This window comes from Streptomyces sp. NPDC033216, from assembly GCF_055577115.1.
In genome coordinates, this window is record NZ_JBVIQK010000029.1 from 48949 (window position 1) to 60121 (window position 11173).

The following is an 11173-nucleotide window of genomic DNA, read 5'->3' on the forward strand; positions in this document are numbered from 1 at the left end:
GTCGGACACGGACCGGGTCTGACCTGCTCACGACTGCCGAGCAGCCGCAGCGCCCGGTCCTGCCGAGCGCTGCGGCCGGCTGGCAACCGTGTTCTACCTCGACCTTGATCGACTTTCTTGTGGGCGTTGGGGGGTAAGGGGGGAGGCTGTCTACGACCCCGGACACCTGTACATCGGGTACGCGCTCCTGTTCAAGGCTCGTGCACTGCACGCGTTGAACGACTCGTCCGCGGTCGAGTTCGCCCGCCGGGGCGCACAGAACCTGCGCACCCAGTTGGGCAGGACCCACCCCAGGACCGCGGAGGCCTTCGCACTGGTGGACCAACTGGAACGGTGACGGGTCGGTTCGCAACGGCATCGGCCAGTGGATGGCCGTCCGCTCGGTCTCCCCGAGGGGACGCGAGTTGAGCGGCTCACCAATCCGAAGCCCACGGCGCCCGCGACCGCGGCCAGGGGGAACCGCTGCGGCGCCACTCGCGCTGCTTCTGCTCGTGGTCAGAGCGGAGCCGGTCCGGGTCGGCGACGCTGCCCCTGTCCCGGAGCTTCTTGCAGGACGCCAGGTCCGCCTTGGCCTTGGCGTGGCCGGGAGGCGGTTTCGGCCGCATTCTTCTCCAGGCCGGCGAGGTCCGGATTCCACAGACTGCCTTCAGGGCCAGGATGCGCTCCTCGTCCTTCCCGCCTCCCAAGAATGCGAAGGCGATGGTGTGCTGGCGCAGGGCCAAAACGGTGTTGTAGTAGGTGTCCAGTCCCAGGCGAGTGGTGCCCCGGGCTGCCTACGGCAGGCCCAGGAGGTCCTGGACGAAGGCGCCGGCGGTCACCTCACGGCCTTGGGGCTCTTCACCGGCAGCGAGTCCTCGATCTCGGTGTCGTTGTCGAGGTTCTTCGGCGACACCCGCGCCTTTGGGTTGGCGGGGCTACGGGTGGCCTGCCAACGGGTGCCGGAAATGCGGAAGGTCAGCCGGATCTGGGCGCAGGGTGAGGCCGCAGGACCGCCGGTGGGAGCGTCAGGCCGCGCCGACGCCCTCCAGGAAGGTGCGGGCGACGAGGTCGGCCGCCTGCGGCGGCTCCAGCTCGGGGAACCGGTGTGCCGCGGTGTCGACCATTTCGTCCAGGACCGCACGCGCCCAGGCCGCGCCGACGTCGACGCGCAGGTACCCCTCGTCGATGGCTCGCTGGACGAACGCGTCCAGGCGGCTGCTCTGCTCCGTCCGGCGGGCGTTCGCCTCAGGGTCCTTCCGCATCATGCGCCGCGTGTCGACGGGCCACACGCGGCTGACGGGGATGATTCCCTCCAGGTAGCGGTGCAGGGCGACCGGGACGGGGGCCTCGGTGAGCCGGGCCTCGTCCAGAACGCGTTCGGCGGAGTCGAGCTTGGCCTGAAAGACGGCGCTGAGCAGGGCCTCACGGTTGGCGAAGCGTCGGTGCACGGTGGTGCGGTCCACCCCGGCGGCCGCGGCGATGGCCGCCATGGAGGTGCCCGGATCCTTTGCGAGGAGCCGGGCCCCCGCGTGGAGGACGGCGTTCAGGTTGCGTGCGGCGTCGGCTCTCATGGGCCTCAGACTCTATCCCTGTGCTCCATTAACACCATCATCAGAGACTTGTGAGAAGCAACACCCACCAGAAGTGCAACATTCACGCTGCATTTCTAGTTGTCACGTCTACATTGGTGTTGCTGTCCTGTTGGGCGGTGCAAGGGTCGACGAAACGAGGAACGCACGATGTCACGCACTTGGCTGATCACCGGCGGTTCACAAGGGCTGGGCAAGGCCCTGGTGCTCGCGGCTCTGGAGGCCGGGGACCAGGTCGTGGTCACCTCGCGCAAGCCGGAGGCGCTCGCCTCGCTGCGGGCGGAGTACCCCGAGCGCCTGTCGGCCGTGGCGCTGGACGTCACCTCCCCGTCCGATGCGCGCGAGGTCGTAGCCGCCGCGGTCGATCGCTTTGGCTCGATCGACGTGGTCGTCAACAACGCCGGCTACGCCACCAGCGGCTCGATCGAGGACTTTCCCGAGAACGAGTTCCGCGCCCAAATCGATGCCAACCTCTACGGCGTGGTCAACGTCACCCGTGCCGCGCTGCCGGTGCTGCGCGGCCAGCGGTCGGGCCACTTCGTGCAGATCTCCTCCATCGGCGGCCGCGTCGGCGGCACCCCGGGTCTGAGTGCCTACCAGACCGCCAAGTTCGCCGTCGAGGGCTTCTCCGAGGTCCTGGCGAGCGAGGTCGCCCCCTTCGGCGTGAAGGTCACCATCGTCGAGCCGGGTGGCGTCCGCACCGGTTGGGCCGCGGGTGCCGCCGAGCCGTCCGGTCCCGTCGCTCCCGACTACGAGGAGACGGTGGGCGCCTGGCTCGGCCGTTTCGCCGAGTACGCCGGCAACGAGCCCGGCGACCCCGCCCGCATGGCCCGCGCCATCGTCGGCGCCGTCGAGGCTCCGCAGCCGCCACGCCGCTTGCTGCTGGGCAGCGACGCGCTCGGCATCGCCATCCGCTCAGAGGAAGACCGTCTCACCGAGGCCAACGAGTGGGCCGAGGTAAGCCGTTCCACCGACTTCTCCGCCTGAACCCCGGCCGCCCCGAACGCGGGCCGTCCGCCCGATCCCACGGGCGTTCACCCGGACGAACGGGCCCCCCGCCTGATCGAACGAGGTGCCCCCCGATCCACTGGCGCGGCTATTCCACCATCGGCTCGATCGAGGCCGCGGTCCAGGCCCTCCGACTGTCGGCCGCCGCCGGCGGCCTTCGCGCAGTGTCCACCGGGCCCGTCCACCGGACCCCGCCCAGTAGCAGGAACAGCGAGCAATGACCAAGACCTTTCTGATAGCCGGGGCCGCAGGCGGGCTCGGCGGCCGTGTCGTCGAGGCGGCTCTCGCCGCCGGCCACAACGTGGTGGCGACGGATCTGGATGCCGACGCCCTGACCGTCCCGGACGGGCACCGTAACCGGCTGCGCGTGCGGGCGCTGGACGTGACCGACCCGGCGGCCGCCCGCGACACGGTCACGTACGCGGTCGCCGAGTTCGACACCGTCGACGTGCTGGTGAACAGCGCCGGCACCCGCGGCGTCGGCTCGATCGAGGACATGCCGGAGGACGAGTTTCGCCGCAACATCGAGGTGAACTTCTTCGGCGTGGTCAACACCGTGCGGGCGGTGCTGCCGGTGATGCGCCAGCGCCGTTTCGGCAGCATCGTCAACGTCTCCACCATCGGCGGCCGCCGCAACCAGCCCGGCCTCGGCGCCTACCAGTCGTCCAAATGGGCCCTGGGCGGCTTCACGGAGATCCTCGCCCGCGAGGTCGCTCCCCTCGGCATCCGTGTCACGCTCGCCGAACCCGGAGGCATTCGCACCCCCTGGGCCGCCGCCCCGATGCCGATGCCCGCCATTCACGAGGAGTACGAGGAGACCGTCGGCGCCTTTGCCCGCACCTACAGCGCCAACCCGGATGTGATGCGCGGCGACCCCGCCAAGATGGCCGCCGTGATCCTGCGCCTCACCGAGGAGCCGGCACCGCCGGTGCGGCTCCTGCTCGGCTCCGACGCCGCCTGGCTCGCCCCGCAGATCACCGAGGCCCGCGCGGCCGAGGACGCCGCGTGGCGCGAGGTCAGCGTCTCCACCGACCTCGACGGGCTCGGCGACTTCGCCGACACCGCCGTCGCACGGATGGTCCGCCCCGCCGAGAGCTGAGCCGGGACCGCCCCACCCGGGGCCGGCAACAGTCCCACACGGCCCGGCCGCACCGCTGTCCGGCCCACCCACTTCTGCACATCACCGGCCGGCGTGTCCCGAGCACGCCACCACGGACCCGGTGGCGCCGCAGACGACGGCCGCACCGGCGGACACCCTGTCCGCCGAAGCGGCACCACCCTCCACGCGCCCTCCCATCGGCGTGCCCCAGGGACACCCCAGTCCCGCCAATCACCCGCACGAAAGAACCCGGAACCATGACTGTTCGCGACAAGCTCTACATCGGCGGCGCCTGGGTCGCCCCCAGCGACCCCTCCCTGCGGCTCGACGTCCACTCCCCGCACGACCAGTCCGTGCTGGGCAGCGCCGCCCAGGCTGCGCCCGCCGACGTCGACGCGGCCGTCACCGCCGCCCGCAAGGCCTTCGATCGGGGTCCCTGGCCGCACACCACCCCTGAGGAGCGCCAGGCTGTCGTGCGCCGCTACGACGGGCTGCGCGCCGCCCGCGCCGACGAGGTCGCCCACGCCATCTCCGTCGAGAACGGCTCGGCCGGCTGGTTTACCAAGGCAGGTCAGCCCTTCCTGACCCGCCAGGTGAAGGCGTACCTCAAGGCCGCCGAGGAGTTCGGCTGGGAGGAGATCATCGAGCCCTCTGACGAGTCGGTCACCTTCGACACCATCGTGCGCCGCGAGGCGATCGGCGTCGTGGCCGCGGTCATCCCGTGGAACTCGCCGTTCTCCGCCGCCACGGCGAAGCTGGTCCCGGCCCTGCTGGCCGGCAACACCGTCGTGCTGAAGGTCTCGCCGGAGAACTCCTTGAGCATGGCGCTCCTCGCCGACCTGTGGCACGAGGCCGGCCTGCCGGAAGGCGTCCTGTCCGTCCTGCCCGCCGACCGCGAGACCAGCGAGTACCTCGTATCCCACCCCGGCATCGACAAGATCTCCTTCACCGGCTCCACCGCCGCCGGCCGCCGCATCGGCTCCATCGCCGGTGACCACCTCAAGCGCGTCGGCCTGGAGCTGGGCGGCAAGTCCGCCGCCGTCATCCTGGAGGACGCCGACCTCGACACCGTGATGCAGGGCCTGCGCTTCGGCTCGCTCGGCAACAACGGCGAGGCGTGCATCCTGCAGACCCGTGTCCTCGCGCCGCGCAGCCGGTACGAGGAGGTCGTCGAGGCCGTCAAGACGATGGTCGAGTCCCTCAAGGTCGGCGATCCGGCCGCCCCGGACACCTTCATCGGCCCGATGATCCGCCGCGACCAGCAACAGCGCGTCATCGACTACATCAACATCGGGATCGAGGAGGGTGCCCGCCTGGTCACCGGCGGCCCGCAGATCCCCGATGGCCTGGAGAAGGGCAACTACGTCACCCCCACCGTCTTCGCCGACGTCGACAACTCCATGCGCATCGCCCAGGAGGAGATCTTCGGCCCGGTCCTCGTGGTCATCGCCTACGAGGACGAGGACGACGCGGTCCGCATCGCCAACGACTCCGAGTACGGCCTGTCCGGCGGTGTCTGGGGCACCGACACCGAGCGCGCCCTGGCGGTCGCCCGGCGGCTGCGCACCGGTGGCGTCATCATCAACGGCGCCGGCAACAGCTTCGACGGTCCGTTCGGCGGCTACAAGGCCAGCGGCATCGGCCGTGAGTACGGCAAGGTCGGTCTGACCGGCTACGTCGAGCACAAGACCATCACCCGCACCCGCTGACCGATCGCCGGCCGAGGTCACGAATCCCGGCCGGCGGTCCCGGCACCGGGGCTTTCCGCGAGCGGCAGTCCTGCGGAGGGCCCCGCGTCCCAGCAGAGAACCACCATGTCCACGCGGCAGAAGCGCCCCTGCGTGAAGGCCTATGGCGAACTGCGGCTCAGGCTGCGGCTGGAAGCCGTGTACGGCCCTTGGGGACCGCGCGCCGCTGGGCCGGCCACGCGCCGCCTGCCGGCTCGCCCCATGCCCCCGGCGCACTCCACTGGCCGGCCGTGCTTGAGCGCTGCGGCGCCAACATGGCGTTCATCGCCACCCTGGCCGTGGACGACGAGATCGTCGCCGCCCAGCTCTGCCTGACGCGACACCGCCGGGCCTACTCCGTGGTGCCGGCCATAGACCCTTTTTACAAAGACCTCGCTCCCGGCCACGCCCTCCTGCGCCACCTCGCACAGGATCTGGCCACGGCCGGATACGAGTGCCTCGATCTGGGCCGCACTGTCCCGGGTCAGCACGCTTACAAGGACCAGTACCGGCCGCGCTGGAGTAAGACCGTCTCCGCCGTCAGCGCACCACCGGCGTCCCTCGAAGTGCCCGACGAACGTGCCTGGCCCACCGCAGAGCCCGTCTGAAGCGTGTGCCCCACCCTGCACCCGGGTTAAGCACCAGTCACGGCCCGCAGCGGCGGTTGGCACGGGGGCGCATCTTCCTGCTGCGCTACGGACTGAGCGGCGCGGGCACCGTGGTCGCGTCCTCGAGTCGGCTGCGGCGCCCACCTTCGCTGATCCGAAAGCGAGAGGACGGCGGTGATTGCCAGCCTGGCGGCAGCGCCACTGCCCAGCCGCCGGCTTCTACACGTACCCACCACGTGTCCGGCATGCGGGTTCGCAGGGATAAGCCTGTCCGAACAAATCCGAAGAGAGCATGGGTCGGTACATCCCCAGCTGGCTCACTGCGACGAAGACGGCACATCGCACCGTCATCGCGGCCTGCCACCGTCATCAGCAGCCAGCTCTCTTCGTGCCGCTCAGAGGTTCCTCTGTTTCCCCAGCAGGATGATTTTCGCGCCGCGTGCCCGTGAGCAACCAGCCGCCCATGTCGCCCGCCTCCCGCAGGGGGCCGCCGTGTGCCAGCCGCGCTCGGCCCACCAGGCGCCGGGGTCGCGCAACGACCACTGCCAGGGGGCGCCGTCGGCGGACAGGGCATCGCGGCAGGAGCTCACACAGCCAGCAGGCGCCAGACCTCTTCCTCCGGACGGGAGGACGACGCCCAGGCGCCGTGCACATCCGGCGCGCTCCGCGGCGCCGCCGGAAGTCGCGCCGCAGGGACCGCAGCCGCGCCCCCTGAGCCGGCAGCGAGGCTCTCGCCTACGGAGCACCACCTCGAAGTGCTGCGCAAGGGTGAGACGGACCCGCTCTTCCGGTCCCTGGTCTTCCGCGCGCTGGCGGGCATCCCGGACGAGGACTTACTGATCGTTTCAGACTGAGTGAGCTGTAGGTCTTGCGCTCGGTCATCTTGATCGGCACAGGGTGTCCCGGGTGCGTGCTGATCTTGTTCCGGATGAGCTGTGGGAGCGGGTGGCTTCGCTGTTGCCGTCCGCTCCCGAACGGCGCCGTCGCCACCCGGGTCGGCGTCGGGTTGCGAACCGGGCGGCCCTGGCAGGCGTCATGTACGTGCAGCGGACTGGTGTCGCTTGGCGCGATGTTCCGGCCGAGACCGTGGGCTGCTCCGGGGTGACCGCCTGGCGCCGGCAGCGGGACTGGACCGAGGCCGGCGTCTGGCCGCGTCTGCATGCCGCCCTGCTGGCCGAACTGCGCCACGCTGACCTTCTGGGCTTGGGCGACTGCGCCGTGGACGGGTCGCATGTCCGGGCCCTGAAAGGGGGGATCACGTCGGTCCCTCACCCGTCGACCGTGCCCGTCCCGGCTCCAAACACCATCTGATCGTCGACCACCAGGGCACTCCGCTCGCTGTCACGCTCACCAGCGGGAACCGACATGACGTCACCCAGTTGCTGCCGCTGCTGGACGCCGTCCCAGCGATTTGGGGCCTGCAAGGACGCCCGCGCCGCAAGCCCCGGCGTCTGTATGCCGATCGTGGCTACGACCTCGACAAGTACCGCCGTCTGCTGTGGAAGCGCGGCATCAAGCCGATGATCGCCCGACGCGGGGTCGCCCACGGCTCCGGACTGGGAAAGGTGCGCTGGGTCGTCGAGCGCGCCTTCGCCTGGCTGCACCAGTTCAAGCGGCGCCGCATTGAACGACGCGCGGATCTGCACCAGGGCCTGCTCGAACTGGCCTGCAGCCTCATATGCCTTCGCCGTCTCCGACCTTCATTCTGAAAGATCGGTGAGGGGCGACATGCCGGAGGCGGTGGCAGGGCGGCAAAGTCGATTCCCGCCCTTCGGTGCTGAACGCAGAACGCAGGGGAGGTTGAAGGTGATGTTCACCGAGCCGTCCCGTCCGGCGCCTCCGTGAGCGTGAGAGTTCCATCCTCTGCCTCGAAGACTCTCACCAGGATCCCGCCGTTGTCCTCGCCGGGAAACACAATGGAGAAGTAGGGGTCCATCTCCATGAGGAAGTCCCAACCCTCGCGCTGGGGCGTGTCCAGGGCATTGGCATGCCGACCGGTTGCCCGCCACGTTCCGACCGCGTCGACAGCGACGGTGATGTCGATGTCGTACTTCTCAAGGCACGTCGCGTGATTGGCCCACCATTCGAGGCGGGCCTGACCCACGAATCGATCCATGAGCACACTCCCGAAGGCGTCTACCGACGCTGGGACGGCCCGTTGTTGGTGTGGGTCTCCGCGGTGAGCCGGTACATCGGGAGCTCACCGAAGGCCGAGGCGGCGGAGCGGGCGCCCACGGGGAAGAAGTCATAGCGCCCGGTCGGGTCAGGTTCCCCGGACGGCGGCACCCCGGGAGACGAGTCCGCGCGCGAGCTGAGGGAGTTTGGCGGCCTCGAAGGCGCTGTACATCCCGCTCGCGACGAGTTGGAACCTGACACCCTCGCGGCCGTCGGGGCGCTCGTAGCCGTCAGGGAGGAACCGGCGATAGTGCTCGCTGGCACGTTCGAAGAACCGTGGGCGTTCGGTACGGGAGAGGCATCCCTCAAGATGGAGAAGGAAGAGGTAGTGGCGGATCATGCGGGAGAAGAGGAAGGGAGCCACGACGTCCAGGGCGCTGCGCTCCACCAGCGCGGCGAAGGTCTCCTCATACCGGGCGAAGACGTCGAAGTGGGTGCCGCCCGGCGCGCCTGCGGGATGTTGGGTGTGACGCCGGCGGATCTGGACGCAGTTCCACTTCAGGACGCCGATCCGGTCAGCGGCGAGCATGGCGCGGGGCACGATCGCGACCTCCTCGTGCAAACCGTCGGGAAACGCAAGCCCCTGTCGGATCCATGCATCGCGGCGGAACAGGCGGTCCCAGGAATAGGCGGGGGCGCCGAACAACTCGGGTTGGTCGAGGGGGGCGAAGGGCTCGCGTCCCTGGCGGGCAAGCAGCCCGGCAGCGGCGCCGGGCCAGGAGCGGTGGCGGTGCAGACGCGTATGCCCGAAAACAAGAAGGTCTGGATTTCCTGTAGCCCGCAACCGGTCGGCCATGGCCTGGAGGGTGGTACCTGCGACGACGTGATCGCTGTCCAGGAACAGCAGGTAGTCACCGCAGGCGCGCTCCGCACCCGCGTTGCGTATGCGGCCCATACCGACGACCCCCTCCAGGCGCACGACTGACACTCGTCCGTCACGCCGGGAATATGCATCCACCAGGTCAGTAGGGCACTGGGGGGACTGGTCCAGGACCGCAATGACCTCCACATCACGGAAGGACTGGTTCAGGATCGACTCCAGGCAGCTCTCCAGGTGCCCTTGAAGGTCGTGCGTGGCGATTATGACGCTGATCGTCGGGGATGCAAGCATGATCTCGAAACATAGGGTGCGGCCCGCGCTGTGACAAGTCGTCGACGTCTGTGGCTGCGTGCCAGCAGTGCCCGTGCCGAGCACGTCATCCATTGCGACCGCCCGTGGAAATCGGCTGTCGAGGAACAGGCCATCGACCGCGCGCGCAGGATCAGGCAGCGCGCTCGGTCCAGGTCAACCGCCTGATCACCGAGGGCACGGTCGAGGACCACATTGAGGGAGTCCCCGACTGCAAGCGCGCCCTGACCGATGCGGTCCTCACGTCCGGCGAGAGCGCCCTTGCAGACCTGGACAACACCGAACTCGCCGCCGCAAGGAGCCCGATGCCTCCGGGCATAGGCAGCGCGGGCACCCGCACCATGGGGCCCCTCGCCGCGGAGGGAAACAGCACTTTCACCTGGCCACAGGTGTCTCCGGTTCCTACACCAAGGGCCTCGACCTGCAGCGCACATGAGCCGTCGGACAAGTCCAGGCCACGCCCGGTCGGCTCCGGGGGGGGGCGTCACCGCGAAGAAGGCCACGCGCAAGGCCGCCTTTCGAGGGAAGATCATGCATGCGGCGCGGACCTCTCGGCATGGGGGCAGGCGCAGCACTGCTGTCTGTAAGAACGGATCCGGCACGCCCGCCGTGCACCACTGCGGATAGCCCCCGGCGATCACTTTTCGCGGACGATCCACCTGAAGCCGTTCCCAGGAGGCCACAACCCGACACGCGTCGTGGGAGTGTGTGAACAGCTCAGTTGCCAGGCGAAAGCAGGGGAGTGGGACGTGAGCACGGGGAGCGGCGAGATGCGCCGGCCGGGTGGGGGGAACCGTATCTTACTGACTCGGACACATCGGGTCCTGATCGGTGTGGTCGTGGCCGGCGCCGTGGTCATCGCCGGGATCGGTTTCGCCGGTTCCTACGCGGCCGTCCGTGAGCTGGCTCTCCAGAAGGGCTTCGGGGACTTCGCGTACGTGTTCCCGATCGGTATCGACGCGGGCATCTGTGTTCTGCTGGCCCTCGACCTGCTGCTGACGTGGATCCGCATCCCCTTCCCGCTGCTGCGGCAGACGGCGTGGCTGCTGACGGCGTCGACGATCGCCTTCAACGGCGCCGCCGCCTGGCCGGATCCGCTGGGCGTGGGCATGCACGCGGTGATCCCGGTCCTGTTCGTGGTGTCCGTCGAGGCGGCCCGCCACGCGATCGGCCGGATCGCCGACATCACGGCCGACAAGCACATGGAGGGTGTCCGGCTGACCCGCTGGCTGCTCTCCCCGGTGCCGACGTTCCTCCTCTGGCGCCGGATGAAACTGTGGGAGCTGCGTTCCTATGAGCAGGTCATCAAGCTGGAGCAGGAACGTCTCGTCTACCAGGCCCGCCTGCGTTCCCGCTTCGGCCGGGCCTGGCGCCGCAAGGCTCCGGTGGAGTCCCTGATGCCCCTGCGGCTGGCGCGTTACGGCGTCCCGCTCGCCGAGACGGCGCCCGCCGGTCTCGCTGCTGCCGGCATCGACGCACCGCCGCTGCTCTTCACTGTCGAGCGGGTTTCCGCCCCCGCTCGGCCGGAGAACTCCGCGCTCGAGGCCACGCCACCCACGTCACACGAGAAGCCAGAGCCGACGGAACGGGGTAACCGTGACCCGCGGCCGGTAATGGATCGTGCTGTAGTGCCTGAGCGGCCGCGTCCAGCAACTCGGGATCCAGCATGCACCGGATCGTAGAGGGTCATCCGGCCCCAGCAGGTGGGAATCGGTTGTATGGGGAGGTCGGCGTCTGGATCAGCGGGCTGGGAGGAAAGCCAGAGAACGGTCCCACTGGTCAGCCGCGCGATGCAGCGCTGCGGCGTCCAACCTGACCTCCACGACGTACTGGTAGATGTCAGCCCTGTCCTCACCCTG

The 11173-nt window shown here is 69.5% G+C and carries 9 protein-coding genes and 2 pseudogenes; 8 read left to right on the top strand and 3 right to left on the bottom strand.

What is annotated here, in order from left to right; translation table 11 throughout:
- Nucleotides 1–214 precede the first annotated feature (214 nt).
- On the top strand, nucleotides 215–337 hold the full coding sequence (locus ACZ5Y0_RS32720; protein WP_469132287.1) for a hypothetical protein: 123 nt from the start codon (nucleotides 215–217) through the stop codon (nucleotides 335–337).
- Between the two features lie 667 nt (nucleotides 338–1004).
- On the opposite strand, the gene ACZ5Y0_RS32725 is transcribed toward ACZ5Y0_RS32720, so the two are convergent.
- Nucleotides 1005–1550: a TetR/AcrR family transcriptional regulator gene (locus tag ACZ5Y0_RS32725; RefSeq protein WP_150157810.1), complete on the bottom strand. Its 546-nt coding sequence runs from the start codon at nucleotides 1548–1550 to the stop codon at nucleotides 1005–1007.
- Nucleotides 1551–1718: 168 nt separating this feature from the next.
- On the opposite strand from ACZ5Y0_RS32725, the gene ACZ5Y0_RS32730 reads away from it, so the two are divergent.
- From ACZ5Y0_RS32730 to ACZ5Y0_RS32750, 5 genes are all read left to right on the top strand, one after another.
- Nucleotides 1719–2555, top strand: coding sequence for an oxidoreductase (locus ACZ5Y0_RS32730; RefSeq protein WP_469132288.1), 837 nt, complete (start codon nucleotides 1719–1721; stop codon nucleotides 2553–2555).
- Nucleotides 2556–2793: 238 nt separating this feature from the next.
- Nucleotides 2794–3675, top strand: a complete 882-nt coding sequence (locus ACZ5Y0_RS32735) for an SDR family NAD(P)-dependent oxidoreductase (protein WP_469132289.1) — start codon at nucleotides 2794–2796, stop codon at nucleotides 3673–3675.
- Between the two features lie 257 nt (nucleotides 3676–3932).
- Nucleotides 3933–5384, top strand: a complete 1452-nt coding sequence (locus tag ACZ5Y0_RS32740; protein WP_469132290.1) for an aldehyde dehydrogenase — start codon at nucleotides 3933–3935, stop codon at nucleotides 5382–5384.
- 188 nt (nucleotides 5385–5572) lie between these two features.
- Nucleotides 5573–6010 (top strand): GNAT family N-acetyltransferase, encoded by a 438-nt coding sequence (locus ACZ5Y0_RS32745; protein WP_469132291.1) that lies wholly within the window; start codon nucleotides 5573–5575, stop codon nucleotides 6008–6010.
- Between the two features lie 906 nt (nucleotides 6011–6916).
- Nucleotides 6917–7719 (top strand): IS5 family transposase gene (locus ACZ5Y0_RS32750; protein ID WP_469132292.1). Its coding sequence is split into 2 segments (ribosomal slippage): nucleotides 6917–7256 and nucleotides 7256–7719, totalling 804 coding nucleotides; the frame shifts between segments, so codons are not numbered across the junction.
- 104 nt (nucleotides 7720–7823) lie between these two features.
- On the opposite strand, the gene ACZ5Y0_RS32755 is transcribed toward ACZ5Y0_RS32750, so the two are convergent.
- Together ACZ5Y0_RS32755 and ACZ5Y0_RS32760 are read right to left on the bottom strand one after the other, a co-directional pair.
- Entirely contained in the window at nucleotides 7824–8126 is a 303-nt protein-coding gene (locus ACZ5Y0_RS32755) for a hypothetical protein (protein ID WP_469132293.1), read from the bottom strand.
- A 147-nt stretch (nucleotides 8127–8273) separates the two neighbouring features.
- The gene (locus tag ACZ5Y0_RS32760; protein WP_469132294.1) at nucleotides 8274–9389 is read right to left on the bottom strand and encodes a glycosyltransferase family 2 protein; all 1116 of its coding nucleotides are present in this window, start codon (nucleotides 9387–9389) and stop codon (nucleotides 8274–8276) included.
- Between ACZ5Y0_RS32760 and ACZ5Y0_RS32765 the strand changes: the two are divergent.
- Nucleotides 9369–9604: pseudogene (locus ACZ5Y0_RS32765) on the top strand (hypothetical protein); the annotation flags it as partial. The gene ACZ5Y0_RS32760 and the pseudogene ACZ5Y0_RS32765 sit on opposite strands and share 21 nt — an antisense overlap.
- A gap of 480 nt (nucleotides 9605–10084) precedes the next feature.
- Nucleotides 10085–10796, top strand: a pseudogene (locus ACZ5Y0_RS32770) (DUF2637 domain-containing protein); the annotation flags it as partial.
- Between the last annotated feature and the right edge of the window lie 377 nt (nucleotides 10797–11173).

What these genes read in the sequence shown, in the direction of transcription:
- ACZ5Y0_RS32725 (WP_150157810.1), bottom strand. Translation starts at nt 1,550, where the DNA reads ATGAGAGCCGACGCCGCACGCAACCTGAACGCCGTCCTCCACGCGGGG.
- ACZ5Y0_RS32730 (WP_469132288.1), top strand. Translation starts at nt 1,719, where the DNA reads ATGTCACGCACTTGGCTGATCACCGGCGGTTCACAAGGGCTGGGCAAG.
- ACZ5Y0_RS32735 (WP_469132289.1), top strand. Translation starts at nt 2,794, where the DNA reads ATGACCAAGACCTTTCTGATAGCCGGGGCCGCAGGCGGGCTCGGCGGC.
- ACZ5Y0_RS32740 (WP_469132290.1), top strand. Translation starts at nt 3,933, where the DNA reads ATGACTGTTCGCGACAAGCTCTACATCGGCGGCGCCTGGGTCGCCCCC.
- ACZ5Y0_RS32755 (WP_469132293.1), bottom strand. Translation starts at nt 8,126, where the DNA reads ATGGATCGATTCGTGGGTCAGGCCCGCCTCGAATGGTGGGCCAATCAC.
- ACZ5Y0_RS32760 (WP_469132294.1), bottom strand. Translation starts at nt 9,389, where the DNA reads ATGGATGACGTGCTCGGCACGGGCACTGCTGGCACGCAGCCACAGACG.